A 19,078-nucleotide genomic window follows, 5' to 3' on the forward strand; every position below is an offset into this window, starting at 1 on the left:
TTAGCCATTGGCTTTATGGGTGTTTAAAAGGCTAATGGCTAAAGGCCAATGGCCACAATCGTAGAAAGGGAGGAGATAGCGTTGGACAAGTCTATCATTATAGCAGGCCTCGGTCCGGGAGATCCCGGCATGATTCCTCTAAAGGTGTGGGAAGTGCTTTCTTCAGGCAGCCCAGTGTACCTACGGACAGCGGTTCACCCTACGGTGGACTGGCTAAGGGAAAAAGGTATTACGTTTAGTTCCTTTGATCAGCATTATCAGAATGCAGAGACCTTTGAAGAAGTTTATAGGACAATAGCTAATGATTTGGTTGCTGCTGCAGGGCGTGGAACAGTAATTTATGCAGTACCTGGGCACCCCATGGTGGCAGAGGATTCCGTAAGGCTAGTGCTAGATCTAGCCGAGCAAGCAGGCCTGACAACGAAAGTTTTGCCAGCTATGAGCTTTCTAGACGCATTAACAGCCAGTCTAAGGTTAGATCCCTGTAAGGGGTTACATATTGTGGATGCTTTAAGGCTAGATGAGTACCGACCTTACCCTGAGGTGGGCACCGTGGTGACCCAGGTATATGACCGAATTACGGCGGGGGAAACCAAGCTTAACTTGATGGAGTACTACCCCGATGAACATAGGGTTACGGTGGTCCGGGGAGCTGGTATCCCTGGGCAAGAACGGATAGAACAGGTACCTCTTTTTGAGTTAGACCGTTTGACCTGGATTGACCATCTAACCAGTCTTTATATTCCACCTCTGGCTGAAGAGCCTCTTTTGGGAGAGGAAGCCGTTGCTGACCCTGCCGGGGCAGGTGTGGATACCACGTACCAGAGCTCCTATCCACTGGATTCACTGGTGGAAGTGATGGACACCCTGCGGGGGGAAAAGGGCTGTCCCTGGGATAGGGAACAGAGCCACGAGAGTTTAAAACCGTATCTAATAGAGGAAACTTATGAGGTTATTGATGCCTTAGATCAGGGCGAAATGTATAAAATATGTGAAGAATTGGGAGACTTATTACTACAAATCGTATTTCATGCCCAAATTGCCAATGAGAATGGCCACTTTGACATGAATGATGTAGTAGATTCTATTACCGAAAAAATGGTAAGAAGACATCCCCACGTTTTTGGCACTACCCAGGTAGAAAGCAGTCAGGAAGTGTTGATTAACTGGGATAAAATTAAATCCCAGGAACAGGGGGAAGAAAACAAATCTAAATCTTATTTAGCCAATATCCCCAGGGCATTACCAGCCTTATTACGGGCCGAGAAGGTACAGGCAAAGGTCGCCCGAGTAGGTTTTGATTGGCCGGATTATACCGGTGCTTTGGAGAAGGTTCAAGAAGAACTTAAAGAGGTGCTAGAGGCACTGCAAATGGGGAAGGCTGCGGCAGTAAAAGAGGAAGTGGGAGATTTGTTATTTGCCGTGGTCAACTTGGCCAGATTACTAAAGATTCAACCGGAAGATGTCTTAACCAAGACTATTGACAAATTCATTCATAGGTTTCAATATATAGAAGGTCAAGCTAGGCAGAATGGAAGACAACTTTCAGAGTTAACCCTGGAGCAAATGGACCACTGGTGGGAAGAAGCCAAGCGACTTTAACCCCTTAAAAATAAAAAATACAGGAAAAATTTGCTTCTGGGGAGGAAAACCAAATAAAATAGCGAAATACCAAACTTAGTTTATTCTGATTATCGAGGAGGGTCCTTAGTTGAACAAGGCCGAACTGATCTCTGCAGTAGCAGAAAAAACCGAATTGAGTAAGAAAGATGCTGAAAAAGCAGTCTCCGCAGTTCTCAGCAGCATTGAGGAGGCTTTAGCCCAAGGGGACAAAATTCAGCTGGTAGGTTTTGGTACCTTTGAGTCCAAACCCCGTAAGGCTCGTGAAGGTCGTAATCCCCAAACTGGCCAAACCATTCAGATTCCTGCTACCAGAGTACCTGTTTTTAAAGCTGGTAAGATCTTAAAGGATGCTGTGGCCAACCTGCCTGTAGAATAGTATCTATTCTCTGGAGGGTATAGTATCTTGCGACTGGATAAATTTTTGAAGGTATCCAGGGTAATTAAGCGTCGGACCCTGGCAAAAGAAGTTTGTGACAACGGCCATGTGCTGGTGAATAACCGGGTGGCCAAGGCAGGTCTTGAGGTTAAGGTAGGAGACAGAGTGGAAATCAACTTTGGTTCCAGGAAGTTGCTATTTGAAATTCTGGAACTTAAAGAAACGATGCCTGCCAAAGAGGCAGCTAGTCTTTATAAAATGATTGAGCAATAATTTTTGTCAAATTAAGGTATTCCCCCAGGGGAGTACCTTTTTTCATAGCACATATTTTTTGCAGATGGTGAAGACAATAAGATAAACAATGAAAATGGAGGGATCTAGCCTTGAGAAACCGTTGTTTATCTATCTTTACCGTACTTTTAATAGTCTTACTGGTCCTGGCTGGCTGCGCCCAGAAATCAACTAAAAAACCAGAAACCACCGGGCCCAAACAATTGAAGAGTGAACCTACCATCTCTTTATACGACAATAAAACCGGTGAGAAGAAGCAAGTTAAGTTGGAGGAATACATTACCGGCGTAGTGGCCGCGGAAATGGAACCCAGTTGGCCGGTCAATGCTTTAGCGGCACAAGCTATTTTAGCCCGTACCTTTACCATGGAGAATATTGAATCCGGTCGCGTAAAAGAACTACACGGTACGGATGTATCTACCAGTGTGGAAGAATCCCAGGCCTACGATCCTTCTCGTATTAACGACCACGTAAGACAAGCAGTACAAAAGACCAGAGGAGAAGTGATTACCCATAACGGTGCGTATATCAAGGCCTGGTTCTCTGCCAGTAATGGCGGCAAGACTGCCAGTGCCGCTGAGGGTTTGTCCTATACGAAAACACCCACACCCTATATCAAGGACAACATTAATGATCCCATGTCTGTGCAAAACACTCTCCCGGAAATTCAAAAATGGACAGCAGAAATCCCTGGGTCAAAGGTACAAGAGGCAGTGAGAAGTGTTTCCGGTAAAGATCCCGGTCCTTTAACCAGTGCGGCCATTGCGGAAAAAGGGCCATCTGGACGAACCGTTCAATTGAAAATCAATAATGTTACAGTGGGAGGACCGGCTTTCCGTTTGGCTGCAGGTAGCACCGAAATACGCTCCATGTATTTAACCGATGTAACGGTCTCTAATGGCAACTTGGTGCTAACCGGGCAAGGGTATGGTCATGGTGTAGGCATGTCTCAATGGGGTGCCAAAAATATGGCAGAAAAAGGAACCTCCCCAGAGGATATTATAAAGTTTTACTTTAAAGATGTTGAAATAGGTAGATTGTATAAATAGTACCAAGGACGGCTGCAGAGCCGTCCTTTTGGTTTTGTGGGCACATCGACTGTTGGCTTACCAAATAACAAGCCCTCGCGTGCATATTGCTGGCCTGTAGAGCATATATATTACCAGTCTGCTGTGGAACGGAGGGGTATCTGTGGAAGAGTACGGAAAACACGTTTTGAGTATTGATGGGAGAAAAATATTAAAACTCGAAGGTGTTCAGCACGTAGGTAGTTTTGATGAGCAGGAAATTACCCTAGATACCAATATGGGATTCTTGAAATTAAAGGGAGAAGGGATGCATATTACCCATCTCAATTTAGACGAAGGAAGCTTGGTGGTAGAAGGTTTTATTAATGCTTTAGAATATGTAGAGGGACGCTCGGCTAAGGGAGGCAAGGCCCGGGGCAAAGGGTTTATTAATCGAATACTGAAATAAGGATGGTGCAGCCAGTGGTTCCCCTGATAGATCAGTTTTATTACTTTGCTTTTACAGTTTTAATTGGTGTTGTGTCTGGCTTTTGCTATGACCTATATAGGGTTACCAGAGGGACATTAAGGCTGCGTAAGATTGGCACTGCTCTGGGAGATATCTTATTCTGGATTGTGCTCACAGGGGTAGTTTTTACTTTACTCTTAATGAGCAACTGGGGTGAAGTGCGTCTCTACGTATTTTTAGGGTTGGCCCTAGGTGCTGTAATCTATTTAAACGTACTCAGTCGTAGTACAACTTCATTGTTACAGCTTACTTTTAAAACCGTACACAGGCTCTGGAAGCTTTTTATAAAATTATTGGGCAGTATTTGGTGGTTAATTTGTCTACCCTTTCGATTTATCTATCTAGCAGTGGCAGTTCCCCTAGGTTTTGTGGCAGGACTCTTAGGCAAAATTACCCAAAGGCTTTTTGGTAAGCCATTGCGCTCTGCCAAGCGCAGTCTGAGGAGTCGCTTATCGTCGATATTTCCCCTTTTTGAATATAAGGACCATGATTAACAGGACTAAAGTCCTGTTTTCTCGGTTTTTAGGGAAAACTTTTGCACTAACTTCTGCTAAACACCTGGAAATTTTTTGTTTTTGTAGTAAAATTGTAAATGATATGTAATAAGTTTGTACACACCCTGTGGATAATATGTGGATAAGTTGTGGATTTCGCTCGGGGGTTGGACAAGGTGCAGATGGAGATTCGCGGGGCAGAGAAACTCAGTTTCCGAGAGCGACAGGTGGTTACTCTAAAAGAGATGGGTTTTTCTACAGAAAAGATTGCAGCAAAACTAAAGCTTAGCCCCAGCTCCGTGGCTACTTTGTTTAATCGTGCCCGGTCTAAAGGGTATCAGGTTGTTATTGTGATTCCGGGAGAAAGCTTGGGTTTATTCGGTCCCGAGGATGAGGAGGAAGCCTTTGAATGATTTCCACCGGTAAAAATAAAGTAACTGAACTAAAACTACACCGAGAGCATAAAGAAAAGGCTACACGATTGCGCTCGGGTCGCGGCAATAGTAAAATGATGATGTTTATGGTTTTAGCGGTGGTAGGGTATATTGTCTTTTCATTAACCAGCCAATTTAACCGCTTACATTCCATGCAAACAAATGTAGAATCTTTACAAAAGCAAGTAAAAGAAATAGAAACTCGCAATACTGCGTTACGGGAACAAATTAAACAAATTAAGTCCGATGCTTATATTGAACAGGCCGCCAGGGAGCAACTGGGTTTAGTAAAGCCGGGAGAAACCTTGGTAGTACCAACTCAATCTCAGCAAGGAGCAGATGCGAGCAAACAGCAACAAGGAACCGCTGAAGGGTTTGAAGTTAAATATAAGAATATTTATGACTAATCATTTTTGTTGACACTTCAGCTTAATTTACCATATACTCTTATTAAGTATGGTTGGCCAATTAAGGGAGGCAGTTGCAGGTACATGTCGTTGGAACAGGGTAGTATTGTAGAGGGTGTCGTTACCGGAATTACAAATTTTGGTGCATTCGTAGAGCTGCCAGGTGGTCAGACTGGCTTGGTGCACATATCAGAAGTTGCTGCAGTTTATGTAAAGGATATTAATGAATTTTTAAAGGTAAACGACAAAGTAAAAGTAAAAATTATTTCTGTAGACCCCAAGGGTAAAATTGGTCTGTCACTAAAGCAAGCTAATCCCACTGCTTCGGCGGCTAGGGCTCCTCGCAAACCGAGATTTGAGCCTTCCTTCGAAGATAAATTAGCCAAATTTATTAAAGAAAGTGATGAACGGTTGGCCGATCTTAAAAAACATACCGACTCTAAAAGAGGTGGCCGAGGCGGCCCGAAATTCTAAGACGTTGCAATTGAGTAAGCATTCTCTGTTTAAGAGAATGCTTATTTGTATCTCAAGGGCATTCCTTTGGGGTTAATCTTTTATCCATTAGTTTCACATTTTATGAATTAAATAGCTATTTAGGTGAGTTTATAGAAATTATACTAACTAGGCCGGTGGCCAGAATAAGTAACAAGCTTAGTAAAAAGATTAAATGAAGGTTGAGATAAGTTAAGGGAGGTAAGCTATATGCTACTCGCCAGCATCGACATTGGTACGAATTCCACCAGATATCTATTGGCGGAAGTTACTGATTGCACAGTAGAGACGATTAAATCGGGCCTAATCACGACTCGCTTAGGGCAGGGGATTAATGGTGGAGAATTACTGCCCGAGGCCATGGAACGTACAATTATTGCCATTGAACAGTTCCTTACCGAAATAAAGCCCCTGCAGCCTCGGGAACTGCTGGCTGTGGCCACCAGTGCGGTGAGAGATGCTGTGAACCAGGAGGAATTTTTACAACGCGTCCAACAAAGAACCGGGATTACTGTGCAAGTATTGTCCGGGGAGGCAGAGGCAGCAGCTAGTTACCGTGGGGTACTGGCCGGACTGGCGGTGGAAGCAAGCACTACGATGGTGCTGGATGTGGGTGGGGGCAGTACAGAAATGATTTGGCCAGTAGGTCAAGGGATCGAGTTTGTGAGTCTACCGGCAGGCGCAGTACGCATGACCGAGGGGGGACACTCGGAAGAACAGATAAAACAACTGCTGCTCCCCACACTGCAACGGGTTAGGAGTTCGCAAGGCCAAAAACGATCTCTGGTTGCCGTAGGGGGAACGGCCACCACCTTGGCAGCTATGTCATTGGGGTTAGCCAAATACCGCCCGGAATTAGTACACGGACACTATTTGCCCTATGTTGAAGTAGTGCGTTTGTTAGACGTGTTGGAAGCGGCAGGATATGAGGGTAGAAAAAATATTGTCGGCTTGCAGCCTGAACGGGCAGATATTATTATAGCGGGTGCAACCCTGGTTAAGATTGCCTTGGAGGTCTTGCAATTAAAGGGTTTAACGATTTCCGAGAGTGATATTCTACAGGGTTTAGTAGTTACAATGTATCAAAAGTTGTCGAAATAAAAACTGGAATTACCTACCAATAATGACAGGAAATTTCCAATCCCTATACTATAATGGAGCAAAGCGACATAGTAAGGGGTGGAGCGGTTGTTTGATCGTGCTGATATTTATACCTACCACAGGGACAAGCAGGGTTGCCAAAGTAAAAAGCAATCTCGTTTTCGCCAGAGCACACCCACCACGAAAAAAGAATTTGTTAGGCCTAAAAGTTTTTCCATGGCCTGGGTGGGACAAGCGCTGGCTAAAGAAAGCTTAATTCTCTGCCTGGTGGGTTTGTTTTTGGGCAGAGCCATTTTGTTAGGGGAACTATCTCCCTTTGGGGTGAGCTTTGTTTGTGCTGTTACGTGGCTGTTCGGTGCCTTACCCCTGGTGGTACTGTCTACGCTGGTAGGACTGCTGACAGTAACCAGTGGGTCTGCTTGCTGGAGCTCTGGCACGGTGCTAGCTGCGGGCTTTTTAACCATGTTGTCCATTAAGCCTCAAATAAACAGACCTTGGCTGGTGGTGCCGGGGGTAGCGGTAGTAACCACTTTAACGATTAAAGCCATTTTTATCAGCGTGCAGCAGCCCCATCTCTATGCCTATATCACGGCTGGTTTCGAGGCGGTTTTTGCGGGCGTACTGACATTCCTGTTTCTCCAGTGTATGGCACCCTTTGCTCGAGGAGCTGCCCACCGAACTTTATCTGGCGAAGCAATTTTTTGTTTATTGATATTGTTGGCAGGGGTTATTGCAGGTACTGGTGGTCTGGAATACCAATTTATTACCCTAAGAGGGGTTATTAGTCGTTTTATCATTTTACTGGGGGCTTTGCTGGGAGGGGCAGGGATTGCTGCTGCCACTGGTGCGGTGGTGGGTGTGATACCGGGTTTGTCCTTCGTAGTGGCACCCGTGATTATCGGGGCCTATTCCTTTGCCGGAGTACTGGCTGGATCGGTTAAAAATTTTGGCAAACTGGCAGTGGCCGTAGGTTTTTTGCTGGGGAACATTGTTTTAGCTGTTTATATATCTAACTACGGAGATTTAAAAAGTGTGTTGGCAGAAACGGCTCTTGCTACAGTTCTATTCTTACTATTCCCGGCTACTTGGCAGGAGCGGATTAAGGAACACCTGCCTAGAGCCCATGCTGAAGCCCCAATGGTTACAGCTTTGCAGGATAATCGCCTGAGAGAATTAACCGTGGATCGGATTCGTAACTGGGCCTCTATTTTTTCCGAGCTGTCCAAGAGCTTTGAACAGGTTTCTTCTACCGTTCAGCAAAGTCAGGAAGAACATGGATTGCAGCAATTATTCACCGAGGTAAGTAAAAAGGTCTGTGATGGCTGTGCTCTCTACCGCACCTGTTGGGAAAGAGATTTTCACCGCACCTATCAAAATATGTTGGATATGCTATCAACGGTAGAACTGCAGGGGAGGGTTACCATCGATGATTTATCCGATGATCTAAAAAAACGTTGTGCCAGGTTAAAGGAAATGTCTATTACCATCACCTGCCTTTATGAAACCTATAAAGTAAATAACTATTGGCACCAGAGATTGCTGGAGAGTCGTGAGTTGGTTTCCGAGCAATTAAAAGGAGTCTCTCAGATTATGGACAATATGTCCAGCGAATTGGAATTTGATGTGGAGTTGGACGGGGAAATCGATGAGGCTTTACGCCATCAGTTTGACCGATTAGGGATCCCGGTACAGGACGTCTATACCCTGCACAAAGAGGATGGTTTAATGGAAGTAGGTGTGGTGAAACAGGCCTGCCGGGGTGAAATGGCCTGCCGTTTTACCATAGCACCCGTGGTTTCCAAGGTGGTGGGCCGAAGTTTCCATGTAGCCAGTACCAATTGTCAACTGAAGTCTGGGGAAGATATTTGCTCCTTTAAGCTATATCCGGCCTTACGGTATTCTGTGGATGTGGGGGTAGCCAAGATCGGCAAAGATGGTAACAGTGTATGTGGTGACAGTCATGCGATTTTGCAGCTAAAAGAGGGCCGAGTAGCCCTGCTGCTCTCCGATGGTATGGGTTCCGGACCCAAGGCCGCCAGGGAAAGCGGTACCATTATATCTTTGCTGGAGCACTTATTAGAATCTGGTTTTGGGCAAGAATTGGCAGTGAAAACCGTGAATTCTATCATGATGTTACGATCGACTGAAGAAAGTTTTTCTACGGTTGATCTGGCAGTAGTGGATTTGTATACGGGGAGTGGAACCTTTCTTAAAATTGGTGCAGTACCCAGCTACCTGGTGCGGGGACGTCGGGTGGGGACCATTAAAACCTCTGCTTTGCCGGTGGGGGTGGTGGAGAACTTGCAGTTTGTCTCGGTAACCCGCATGTTAGAGGAGGGCGACCTCTTGGTGATGATTAGTGACGGAGTGTTTGATGCACACCGGGGTAGCGATGCCGATCAAGATGAGTGGATGAACAGTATGTTACAGAATCTAGGGAAAATGGGAGCCCAAGAAGCTGCCGATGTAATCTTAGAATTAGCTCAAAATGCCGCCGGTGGACGGATACCCGATGATATGACGATCATAACTGCCCGGTTATTAACAACGCAGCAATAGTCAGGGGATGCAGGGGTGCCGCAAACTACTTTTGCGGCACTTCCTTTTTGCCGTCAGCCATTGGCTGAGGGATAGAAAACCCAAAAGCTAAATTAATTTGCAGGATTTTACTATGCTATGTGGAAAATGATTTCCTAAGACAAATTAAAGGAGATACAGTTTTATGGGGGTGTTGGAGAAGGTTCGTAAAGAATTGGCCCGGTATCCAATGGTAGAGCCGGGACAGTTGGTAATTGTGGGGGTTTCAGGAGGACCTGACTCCATGGCGCTGTTACACATACTGCAGAGTTTGGCACAGGAAATGAAGATATCCCTGTATGTTGCTCACCTCAATCACATGTTCCGGGGTGAGGAGGCACAAGCGGATGCAGACCTTGTTCAAGCGTTTTGTTTTCGCTCTGGAATTCCCTGCCGTGTAGTTAATCGTGATGTTCCCGCCTATGCCCGGGAAAGGCGACTTTCCGCCCAGGTAGCTGCCAGAGAAATACGCTACCAGTTTTTTTATGAGGTTTTACAGGAAACGGGTGGACAGAAACTAGCCCTGGCGCATCATGCCAATGATCAGGCCGAGTCAGTTTTGATGAATCTGTTACGAGGCTCTGGGCTGCGGGGGTTAGGAGGGATAGCTCCTGTTCGCGACGATTGTGTTATTCGACCATTACTCGGCATCCATAGGTTAGAAATAGAAAGTTATTGTCAGGATATGGGTATTCCCTACCGGATCGACAGTTCCAACCTAAAACTTATTTATCGGCGTAATAAACTGCGACATCAATTAATCCCTTTGCTCCAAAAGGAATACTCACCAGGAATTATTGATATTTTAGGACGGCTGGCGGAGCAAGCGCGCAGTGAGGACGAACTATTGGAGCAACTTACCCAGGAAGCCTATGAAAAGGTACTGCAAACAGAGAAAACAAATGAAATTATTCTGGATCGCCAAATACTCTCCCAACAAGCTGTCGCATTAGTGCGCCGGGTGCTGCGCTTGTCTTGGCAAAAAATGCAAGGCACGCGGCGGGAGCTTACCTTTGGCCATATTGAAAATTTGGTACGCAATATGGCAGGAGGCGGACCGGAGAGGGTCTGGGAATTGCCGGAAGGTATTCGGGTGAGGTTATCTTCAGGAGCAGTTACCTTTATGGCTGGGGATACCTTGCAGCGGGAATCTGATCAAATCCACCCCTTGTCCGTACCCGGGAGTGTGATAACGACAGCGGGTCAAAGACTGACGGCAGAAGTCCTGCCTAGAGTAGAATTGGTTCAAGACCCCGAAAAATTACCTTTGCAGGTAGCTGCCCTGGATTTTAGCAAAGTGAAGTTTCCTTTGGTGGTGAGATTTCGGCAAGAGGGGGATGCCATAACTCCCTTTGGTTTGGGCAGAGAGGTAAAGCTTAAAAAATTACTGATTGACCGAAAGATACCCCGGCACCAGAGAGACAACATTCCTCTGGTGGTAGAGCAGCAAACCGGGCGAATCTTATGGGTGGCGGGCGTAAGAATGGCAGATCAAGTAGGAATTACTTCGGAAACCCAAAAACTTATTCTACTTACACTGGAAAATGGGAATAGTAGTAATACACAAATTGATAACAAATAACGGTTGTGGTAAAATATTCATTATCTTGGGGTTTGCAGGGAGGAGTGACATACTTGAATAAGGTTCTCAAAAACCTTAGCATTTACTTGTTAATTGTACTGGTTATTATATTTCTAATCCAGTTTACCGGAGACAAAAAGACAACCATTGTCCCACTGCGTTATGATGAATTTGTTACACAGTTGGAACAAAACAAGATTCAAAGTGTGGAAATGACCACTGATAAAGCCACGAATATTATCAAGGGGAAGCTTAAGGACGGTAAGGAGTTCCAAACCAACGGTCCTATTATGGATGAAACTCTGATTCCCTTATTGAAGGAAAAGAGTGTAAATTACCAACAGATACCACCTCCAGAGCCATCTTGGTGGGCGGGCTTGTTGACGACCATGCTGCCTATACTGATTTTTGTCCTGTTGTTCTTCTTTATGATGCAGCAGAGCCAGGGGGGCGGCAATCGTGTCATGTCCTTTGGGAAGAGTAAGGCCAAGCTACATACGGACGAAAAGAAAAAGGTAACCTTTGAAGATGTGGCCGGAGCTGATGAAGTTAAAGAAGAGCTTACAGAAATTGTAGACTTCCTCAAGAACCCCAAAAAATTTAATGAAATCGGTGCCAAAATTCCCAAGGGGGTACTCCTCTTTGGATCACCGGGTACCGGTAAAACCTTGTTAGCACGGGCTGTGGCCGGTGAAGCGGGAGTTCCGTTTTTCTCCATTTCGGGCTCCGATTTTGTGGAAATGTTTGTGGGGGTAGGTGCCTCCCGGGTTCGTGATTTATTTGAACAAGCCAAGAAAAATGCTCCCTGTATTGTCTTTATTGACGAGATTGATGCTGTAGGACGTCAGCGTGGTGCCGGTTTAGGTGGGGGGCACGACGAACGTGAGCAAACCCTGAACCAATTGCTGGTAGAGATGGATGGCTTTAATCCCAACGAAGGGATCATCATTGTGGCAGCCACCAACCGCCCGGATATTTTAGATCCGGCCTTACTGCGTCCAGGTCGTTTCGATCGGCAAATTGTGGTAGATTCGCCGGATGTCAAGGGTCGGGAAGAAATCCTAAAGGTACATGCCAAGGGGAAACCCCTTGATCTAGATGTTGATTTAGAGGTGTTAGCTCGCCGTACCCCCGGCTTTACCGGAGCGGACTTAGCTAACTTAATGAATGAGGCAGCGCTCTTGGCCGCTCGTTTTGGCAAAAAATCTATCAGTATGCGGGAACTGGAGGACTCTATCGAGAGGGTTATTGCCGGTCCTGAAAAGAAATCCAAGGTTATCTCCGAGAAGGAAAAACGGTTGGTTTCTTATCACGAAGCCGGACACGCTTTGGTAGGTTACCTGTTGCCGAATACGGATCCGGTGCATAAGGTTTCCATCATTCCGAGGGGAAGAGCCGGCGGATACACGCTGCTATTACCCAAGGAAGACCGCTATTATATGACCCGGTCTATGTTACTTGATCAGGTGGTCATGTTGTTAGGGGGGCGCGTGGCAGAAGATGTGGTGCTTAAGGAAATTAGCACCGGAGCCCAAAATGACTTGGAGCGGGCCACTGGCACCATCCGGCGGATGATTATGGAATATGGTATGAGTGATGAACTGGGTCCCCTTACTTTGGGACATAAGCAGGATTCTCCCTTCTTGGGACGGGATATCAACAGGGATCGCAACTACTCCGAGGAAGTGGCCTTTACCATTGACAAGGAAGTCCGCAAGATGATTGATCAATCCTATACCAAGGCCAAAGCCCTGCTGACCGAGCACCGTTCAACTCTAGACAAAATTGCTCAGGTTTTGATGGAGAAAGAAACCATTGAGGCCAATGAATTTGCCGGGCTTATGCAAGAAGCTGGTTTAGAAAAGCCGGTATAGGCCATCAAAGACCACTCAATCAAACGTGGACATCACAGGTTAGACAGAAAAGAAGCGTTTTTGATGTGATTTATTTTCATAAAGAGAGAGGGAAAAATAACATGGAACGTACTTACTTAATGGTCAAGCCTGATGGAGTCCAACGGGGGTTAGTGGGACAAATCATTAGCCGCTTCGAGCAAAGAGGCTATAAAATTGTCGGGCTCAAAATGATGCAAATACCCCGGGAAACAGCTGAAAAGCACTATGGGGAACATGCGGGCAAACCATTTTTTGCGGGTTTGGTAGATTTCATTACCTCTAGTCCGGTTGTGGCTATGGTTGTGGAGGGCAAAGACGTAGTGGCAACAGCTCGTGAGATGATGGGTGCCACCAACCCTTTAAAGGCTGCTCCGGGAACTATTCGAGCCACCTTTGGTGTAGATGTAGGACGTAACATCATCCACGGTTCTGACTCCCTAGAGAGTGCCAACCGTGAAATTGGCATCTTCTTCCGCCCGGAAGAACTGGTAGACTACGGTCGTGCCATTGATACCTGGATTTACGAGTAGGCAGAAAGACTTTATTCTCCAGTTACCATACTGGAGAATTTTGTTTTTCACTTTCAGAAAGTATAAAATTTCTATTGTTGAAAGTATAAGAAAAACTAAGGCTTCCGCCGGCGTCTAAAGACTTGGCGCAAGACAAGTTTTTCTAAAAGCAAATAGGGTCAGACCCCTTTCGCATAGTAGCATGGATAGCTGACCCCCTAAAGGAGGAGGCAACGAAATGAAAGCAGTGCCGAGTGATTTGGAGATTGCCCAAGCCCATCAAATGATCCCCATTATGGAAATTGCCAAGGGTATTGGCTTGGACGAAGATGATATTGACCTCTATGGCAAGTATAAGGCAAAGATTAGCCTAGATGTACTGCGAAAGCACGCGGATAAGCCTCAGGGCAAGCTAATTGATATTACAGCAATTACTCCGACACCCCTTGGTGAAGGGAAAACGGTTACTACCATTGGCTTAAGCCAGGGTTTAGGTAAGATTGGTAAGAAGGTCATTACTGCCCTAAGACAACCTTCTATGGGACCGGTGTTTGGCATTAAGGGCGGCGCTGCTGGTGGTGGCTACTCCCAGGTGGTACCCATGGAGGATATTAATATTCACTTCACCGGGGATATTCATGCTGTAGAGGCTGCCAATAACCTACTGGCAGCTATGATTGATACCTCTATTTTATTGGGTAATCCTTTAAATATTGATCCTATGACGGTGATGTGGAACCGTGTGCTAGATACCAATGATCGGGCCTTACGGGATATCGTCGTTGGTTTGGGAGGGAAGGAGAATGGCTATCCCCGTCAAACCAGCTTTGATATGGCTGTAGCTTCCGAGGTCATGGCAATTTTAGCTTTGGCCGAAAACTTACCGGACTTGCGTCTGCGTCTGGGGCGAATCATTGTGGCCTATACCTATGATGGCAAACCCGTGACAGCAGAGGATTTAAAAGCTGCCGGGGCTATGACTGTGATGATGAAGGAAGCCTTAAAGCCGAACCTGGTACAGACCTTGGAAGGACAAGCCTGCATTATGCACGCTGGACCCTTTGCCAACATTGCCCATGGCAATAACTCCGTACTGGCTGACAAGATTGCCTTAAAATTGGCGGATTATGTGGTTACCGAAAGTGGCTTTGGTTCAGACCTGGGGATGGAGAAATTTATGGATATTAAGTGCCGCCAATCCGGCCTGCGGCCTAACTGTGTGGTTATCACCTGCACCATCCGGGCATTAAAAATGCATGGTGGTTTAGGAAACGTCGTAGCAGGAAAACCCCTGCCTGAAGAATTAACCAGGGAAAATCTACCTGCTCTGGAGAGAGGTTGTGCCAACCTGGCCCATCATATTAAAGTGGCCAGTTATTTTGGTGTACCGGTGGTGGTGTCCATCAACCGCTTCACCCCGGATACTGATGCTGAGGTGGCATTGGTGCGGGAAAAAGCACTGGAAGCTGGCGCGTTGGGGGCTTATCCCATCACGGTGTGGGCCGATGGTGGAGCAGGAGCTGTGGAACTGGCTGAAGCCGTGGTGGCTGCCTGCGAGAAACCCGCCGATTTTAAGCTACTCTATCCAGATAACCTGAGCATTAAAGAAAAAATTGAGGTACTGGCCACCAAGGTTTATAATGCTGACGGAGTTGTCTTCGAGCCTTTGGCTGAACGCAAAATTAAGCAGTTTGAGGATTTAGGGCTGGGCCATCTACCCATTTGTATGGCCAAAACCCACCTATCCATTAGCCATGATCCGGCTCGTAAGAATCTTCCGGAAAATTATATTTTCCCCATCCGCGACATTCGTGCCTCGGTGGGGGCAGGGTTCCTGTATCCCCTAGCCGGTGCCATGCGCACCATGCCTGGACTGGGTTCCAAACCTTCGGCTCATCAGGTGGATATTGATGAATACGGACGCACCGTTGGTCTGTTTTAAGTAAATCAGACCAACATGCCGCCTAGCGATACCACGGATAAAAAAACAGCTTAATTTTCAGGGCAGAAAGTATATAAATTTCTGATTTGCCTAAAGGGTAAACTAACCCTGTCAGCGTATAAAAACCGGGCAGAGTCCTAGTATAATATAATTGTACTAATGATAACTGTTTTGGTAAAATATGAGTAAAAAGGAGTGTTATCATGGCACCTAAGAAGATTGCACTTTTTGTCGAGGATAATTATAACGATCTGGAGTTTTGGTATCCCTATTACCGGATGAAGGAAGAGGGTTATCAAGTTTCAATTATTGGTACCGGTAATAGAGAAAAGTTTACCAGTAAACAGGGATTAGTCGCTCAAATCAATCTTTCCTCCAGCCAAGTGAACACAGCAGAGTTTGACGCAGTCATTATCCCCGGCGGTTATGCACCGGATAAAATGCGGATAGACCAGGATATGCTGCGGATTGTCAGGGAAATGAATGGGGCCGGCAAGGTAGTGGCATCAATCTGCCATGCTGGCTGGGTATTGGTTTCTGCCGGAGTATTAAAGGGTAAACAGGCGACAGCTTGTATTATGATTAAAGATGATTTGGTTAATGCAGGGGCAGCATATCTCGATCAAGAAGTGGTGGTTGACGGGAATATTATTACCTCCCGTGTACCCGATGACCTACCGGCCTTTTGCCGGGAGATTCTAAAAAACCTTAAATAAAATAGGACTCTGTCTTGATGACAGGGATAGGGGGAACATCATTGTCTCAACAAAACATTACCATTACTCTGCCGCCAATACTGATTGAAATGTTAGAAAGTGAGGCGGCCAGGCAGAATAAAGATATGTCGGAAACCCTGCGGGGAATCCTAATCTCCTATTTTAATCAGAGGAGTTTAGAAGATAACATCAATAAAAGCGTCTTTTCTATGGATTAATTGAAAACGGGAATGTCGCAAAACTACCTTTTGCGACATTCCCGTTTCTTTGGGCTATTTTCTAGAGCTTCAAAATCCGTGCGGCGTTCTGGTACATAACCTTTTCCCGTACCTCATCGGTAAAGGGCAGCTTCTCGTAGCTCTGCAGAGCATCCTTAAAATCTACAAAGGGATGGGCGCTGGCAAAGAGTAACTTGTCGCTAATGATGGTGTTAGCTCCCTGTACATAAGCTTCGGCCATGGGGAAGAATTCATATTCGGACATATCGAAATACACATTAGCGTTTCTTTGGGCTACGGTAATCATTTCATTAACCCAAGGATAAGCACCGTGGCTAACAACGATGGTTAGTTCAGGAAAATCCCTGGCCACAAAATCAATATAACGGGGTGCTACGTGATCGATAACAGCCTCAGGCACCAGGGAAGCAGGGCCGGTGGTAATGACAATGGGGATGTCTAATTCACAGCACTTGGCGTAAATGGGGTAATACTTGGCATCGTTGACATAAATTTTCGCTAGGTAGGGGTCAATAGAGGCACCCTTTAAACCCAGTTCATTTACAGAGCGGTTAAGTTCCCTGACAGCGGCCATCCCTTTGTGGGGATCGAGCCCGGCAAAGCCGATAAACTTATTGGGATACTTATTGACAAAAGCTGCCACACCATCGTTACTGCCTTTCCATTGATAGGTTGTTTCTGCGTCCCGGCCCAGAATAACAGCCTTCTCCACTTGGTGTTGATTTAATTCTTCAACGATTTCTTCCAGAGGTTGGGTTTTTTTGGCAGAAAAATTAATGGAATCGCATAGGGCCTTAAACATTTTGCTTTCTCCGATGGCCATCACGTCCGGGGTATTGGGTCTAAATCTAAAATCAATTACCTTCATAATGTCGCGTCCTCTCCTGTTATGTGTGTGTTTCATGGAATAACCCAGTATATTGCAAGGAATGTGCCAGCCTGCTAATGCTGGAAAGGGCAAGGTTCTCCACAAGCGTCCAAGAGACACTGTTGCTATTTTGCAACAGTGTCTCTTGGACGACATCTTTGGATAGCTAACTTTTTTATGGAGATTGATAGATACATGAGAAAAAAGGTTACGTCTTTGATGCAGCGGAAGCCTTAGTTTTTCTTATGTTTTCGTTAATAGAATTTTTATACTTTCTGAAAGTGCCAAAAAACGTTGCAATCCCGCAACTATTATGTGCGGGATTGCAACGTTTTAGATTAATTCGTATTTTTTTAGTTTTCTAAAGACAGTAGAGCGATCAACCTTTAAGGCACTGGCGACCTTGGCTAAGCTACCGTGTTTTTCTAAGGCGTTTTTCAAGAATTCCTTCTCAAACTGACTCATGACGTCCCCCAGGGACTGATCTTCCGCCTGGTGTTGAAATGGTAGCACCTCTAGTAGCTCTTCTTTATGCAGCAAATAGTTTGGCAGATCCCTCACACCAAGGGAGGAATTTTCCTGGGTGACGACCAACCCCTGAATCAAATTTTCCATTTCCCGGATGTTTCCGGGCCAGCTATATCGCTGTAGGGTGTTTTTAGCTTCTGGTGTAAGATCAAGGTTCTTTTTGTATTTGGTGTTAAACTTCTCTAAAAAGAAATTTAAGAGGGGAATAATCTCTTCCTGACGTTCCCTAAGCGGCGGGAGGTCCAAGACGGCCACCCGCAGCCGGTAATAGAGATCACTTCGGAAGATTCCTTCCTTTACTGCTTGTTCTAACCTTCGATTGGTGGCAGCAATAAAGCGAACATCCACCTTCTTTACTTTGGTGGAACCTAGTCGCATGACTTCCTGGTCCTGCAAAACCCGTAACAGTTTAGCCTGCATAGACAGTGGAAGCTCACCGATTTCATCTAAAAATAAGGTTCCTTTGTCGGCCATTTCGAAATATCCCGGCTTACCTTTGGTGCTGGCACCGGAAAAGGCTCCGGGTTCATATCCAAAGAGCTCAGATTCAATTAAACTTTCGGGAATGGTAGCGCAGTTGATTTTATAAAAAGGCTCGTCTCGGCGGAGGCTATGCTGGTGTATTTGGTTAGCAAAGACATCCTTGCCTACACCGGTTTCACCAAGAATCAGTACGGTACTATCGGTTGCGGCAACCCTTTTCAGCAGATTCATTAGTGTAATCATCTTGGGACTCTCAACAATAGCGTTTTGTAAATTGCGGGTTCTCAAGTAATGAGCTTCACGATGGTATTTTTCAATGAGCTCACTCTGGTAAGAAATTTGCTCCTTCAATTGAGAAAGTAACGTAACATCTCTCACGTAGGTTACCACATAGGCAACTTGGCCCTCCTGGTTAAATACCGGGTGACCGTTTAAGATTAGCTCTCGTCCGGTGCCGGTCCTTTGTAGTGAGGTCTGTGGTTTGCCGGTTTTTACAACACTGGGGTTAATGGCGTAATTAAAGGCACCCTCAGTTTTTAATTCTTTCACATTGCGTCCTAACAAATTTTTCTTTTTCAGGCCGGTTAGCTGCTCGTACCTATCATTGACTCTAACGGTCTTCCCGGTATGATCAGAAATGTAAATACCTTCGTAAAAGACATCTAATATTTTATCAAAGAAAGACTCGATGTTCTGTGCCAAGATAATCCCCTCGCTATGAAAAAATGTTTTCATCCCAGCTTCGATAGATTAAATACATTCTCAAAAATAAACATGTTGTATTTATTTTAACAGAAACTTTGTCACAAATGTGACTAATTACGATGAATTTATTAATTTTAGCTAAGGGATATTACCAAAAGGCACAAATTTGATGCAAAACTGCAATAAACCTGTGCAAAATTGCACAGGCGTTTAATAAGCTAAAAATCAAGGTTTTTAGCTAACATTCGACACGTTATGCTGCAAAAAACAATGCATTATT

At 45.5% G+C, this 19,078-nt stretch carries 19 protein-coding genes; 17 read left to right on the forward strand and 2 right to left on the reverse strand.

Annotated elements, in window-relative coordinates; translation table 11 throughout:
- Positions 1-81: 81 nt before the first annotated feature.
- The 17 genes from yabN to BUA78_RS20185 all read left to right on the forward strand — a co-directional run bounded on the left by yabN (position 82) and on the right by BUA78_RS20185 (position 16,193).
- Positions 82-1,602 carry a bifunctional methyltransferase/pyrophosphohydrolase YabN gene (gene yabN, locus BUA78_RS07665; protein WP_072912776.1) on the forward strand — a complete coding sequence of 507 codons (1,521 nt, stop codon included), beginning with the start codon at positions 82-84 and terminating at the stop codon, positions 1,600-1,602.
- 109 nt (positions 1,603-1,711) lie between these two features.
- Complete coding sequence (locus BUA78_RS07670; RefSeq protein ID WP_072912779.1) at positions 1,712-1,999, forward strand: HU family DNA-binding protein; 288 nt, start codon at positions 1,712-1,714, stop codon at positions 1,997-1,999.
- Positions 2,000-2,026: 27 nt separating this feature from the next.
- On the forward strand, positions 2,027-2,272 hold the full coding sequence (locus BUA78_RS07675; protein WP_072912783.1) for an RNA-binding S4 domain-containing protein: 246 nt from the start codon (positions 2,027-2,029) through the stop codon (positions 2,270-2,272).
- 110 nt (positions 2,273-2,382) lie between these two features.
- Positions 2,383-3,339 (forward strand): SpoIID/LytB domain-containing protein, encoded by a 957-nt coding sequence (locus BUA78_RS07680; protein ID WP_072912786.1) that lies wholly within the window; start codon positions 2,383-2,385, stop codon positions 3,337-3,339.
- A gap of 142 nt (positions 3,340-3,481) precedes the next feature.
- Positions 3,482-3,766, forward strand: coding sequence for a sporulation protein YabP (yabP, locus tag BUA78_RS07685; protein WP_072912789.1), 285 nt, complete (start codon positions 3,482-3,484; stop codon positions 3,764-3,766).
- Between the two features lie 14 nt (positions 3,767-3,780).
- Positions 3,781-4,320 carry a spore cortex biosynthesis protein YabQ gene (yabQ, locus tag BUA78_RS07690; protein ID WP_072912877.1) on the forward strand — a complete coding sequence of 180 codons (540 nt, stop codon included), beginning with the start codon at positions 3,781-3,783 and terminating at the stop codon, positions 4,318-4,320.
- A 176-nt stretch (positions 4,321-4,496) separates the two neighbouring features.
- Positions 4,497-4,733: a helix-turn-helix transcriptional regulator gene (locus tag BUA78_RS07695; RefSeq protein ID WP_072912792.1), complete on the forward strand. Its 237-nt coding sequence runs from the start codon at positions 4,497-4,499 to the stop codon at positions 4,731-4,733.
- Positions 4,730-5,161 (forward strand): FtsB family cell division protein, encoded by a 432-nt coding sequence (locus BUA78_RS07700; RefSeq protein ID WP_072912795.1) that lies wholly within the window; start codon positions 4,730-4,732, stop codon positions 5,159-5,161. The genes BUA78_RS07695 and BUA78_RS07700 overlap by 4 nt, the downstream gene beginning before the upstream one ends.
- Before the next feature lie 84 nt (positions 5,162-5,245).
- Positions 5,246-5,635 carry a S1 RNA-binding domain-containing protein gene (locus tag BUA78_RS07705; RefSeq protein ID WP_072912799.1) on the forward strand — a complete coding sequence of 130 codons (390 nt, stop codon included), beginning with the start codon at positions 5,246-5,248 and terminating at the stop codon, positions 5,633-5,635.
- Between the two features lie 228 nt (positions 5,636-5,863).
- Positions 5,864-6,754, forward strand: a complete 891-nt coding sequence (locus BUA78_RS07710) for a Ppx/GppA phosphatase family protein (RefSeq protein WP_072912802.1) — start codon at positions 5,864-5,866, stop codon at positions 6,752-6,754.
- 87 nt (positions 6,755-6,841) lie between these two features.
- Positions 6,842-9,313 (forward strand): stage II sporulation protein E, encoded by a 2,472-nt coding sequence (spoIIE, locus tag BUA78_RS07715; RefSeq protein WP_072912805.1) that lies wholly within the window; start codon positions 6,842-6,844, stop codon positions 9,311-9,313.
- 163 nt (positions 9,314-9,476) lie between these two features.
- A complete protein-coding gene (gene tilS, locus BUA78_RS07720; RefSeq protein ID WP_072912808.1) occupies positions 9,477-10,913 on the forward strand; it encodes a tRNA lysidine(34) synthetase TilS in 1,437 nt (478 codons plus the stop codon).
- Positions 10,914-10,966: 53 nt separating this feature from the next.
- Positions 10,967-12,787: an ATP-dependent zinc metalloprotease FtsH gene (gene ftsH, locus BUA78_RS07725; protein WP_072912809.1), complete on the forward strand. Its 1,821-nt coding sequence runs from the start codon at positions 10,967-10,969 to the stop codon at positions 12,785-12,787.
- Positions 12,788-12,888: 101 nt separating this feature from the next.
- Complete coding sequence (gene ndk, locus BUA78_RS07730) at positions 12,889-13,338, forward strand: nucleoside-diphosphate kinase (RefSeq protein WP_072912811.1); 450 nt, start codon at positions 12,889-12,891, stop codon at positions 13,336-13,338.
- A gap of 217 nt (positions 13,339-13,555) precedes the next feature.
- Positions 13,556-15,259, forward strand: coding sequence for a formate--tetrahydrofolate ligase (locus tag BUA78_RS07735; protein ID WP_072912814.1), 1,704 nt, complete (start codon positions 13,556-13,558; stop codon positions 15,257-15,259).
- A gap of 203 nt (positions 15,260-15,462) precedes the next feature.
- Positions 15,463-15,975: a type 1 glutamine amidotransferase domain-containing protein gene (locus BUA78_RS07740; RefSeq protein ID WP_072912816.1), complete on the forward strand. Its 513-nt coding sequence runs from the start codon at positions 15,463-15,465 to the stop codon at positions 15,973-15,975.
- A gap of 41 nt (positions 15,976-16,016) precedes the next feature.
- On the forward strand, positions 16,017-16,193 hold the full coding sequence (locus BUA78_RS20185) for a hypothetical protein (RefSeq protein WP_175548988.1): 177 nt from the start codon (positions 16,017-16,019) through the stop codon (positions 16,191-16,193).
- A 61-nt stretch (positions 16,194-16,254) separates the two neighbouring features.
- Here BUA78_RS20185 and BUA78_RS07745 read toward each other — a convergent pair whose 3' ends face one another.
- Entirely contained in the window at positions 16,255-17,082 is an 828-nt protein-coding gene (locus BUA78_RS07745; protein ID WP_072912818.1) for an amidohydrolase family protein, read from the reverse strand.
- Between the two features lie 333 nt (positions 17,083-17,415).
- Positions 17,416-18,795: a sigma-54 interaction domain-containing protein gene (locus BUA78_RS07750; RefSeq protein WP_238456760.1), complete on the reverse strand. Its 1,380-nt coding sequence runs from the start codon at positions 18,793-18,795 to the stop codon at positions 17,416-17,418.
- Positions 18,796-19,078 lie beyond the last annotated feature (283 nt).

The organism is Desulforamulus aeronauticus DSM 10349, assembly GCF_900142375.1.
GTDB classification, from domain to species: domain Bacteria; phylum Bacillota; class Desulfotomaculia; order Desulfotomaculales; family Desulfotomaculaceae; genus Desulfotomaculum; species Desulfotomaculum aeronauticum.

What these genes read in the sequence shown, in the direction of transcription:
- BUA78_RS07700 (WP_072912795.1), top strand. Translation starts at nt 4,730, where the DNA reads ATGATTTCCACCGGTAAAAATAAAGTAACTGAACTAAAACTACACCGA.
- BUA78_RS07745 (WP_072912818.1), bottom strand. Translation starts at nt 17,082, where the DNA reads ATGAAGGTAATTGATTTTAGATTTAGACCCAATACCCCGGACGTGATG.
- BUA78_RS07740 (WP_072912816.1), top strand. Translation starts at nt 15,463, where the DNA reads ATGGCACCTAAGAAGATTGCACTTTTTGTCGAGGATAATTATAACGAT.
- BUA78_RS07710 (WP_072912802.1), top strand. Translation starts at nt 5,864, where the DNA reads ATGCTACTCGCCAGCATCGACATTGGTACGAATTCCACCAGATATCTA.
- ndk (WP_072912811.1), top strand. Translation starts at nt 12,889, where the DNA reads ATGGAACGTACTTACTTAATGGTCAAGCCTGATGGAGTCCAACGGGGG.
- tilS (WP_072912808.1), top strand. Translation starts at nt 9,477, where the DNA reads ATGGGGGTGTTGGAGAAGGTTCGTAAAGAATTGGCCCGGTATCCAATG.
- BUA78_RS07735 (WP_072912814.1), top strand. Translation starts at nt 13,556, where the DNA reads ATGAAAGCAGTGCCGAGTGATTTGGAGATTGCCCAAGCCCATCAAATG.
- BUA78_RS07705 (WP_072912799.1), top strand. Translation starts at nt 5,246, where the DNA reads ATGTCGTTGGAACAGGGTAGTATTGTAGAGGGTGTCGTTACCGGAATT.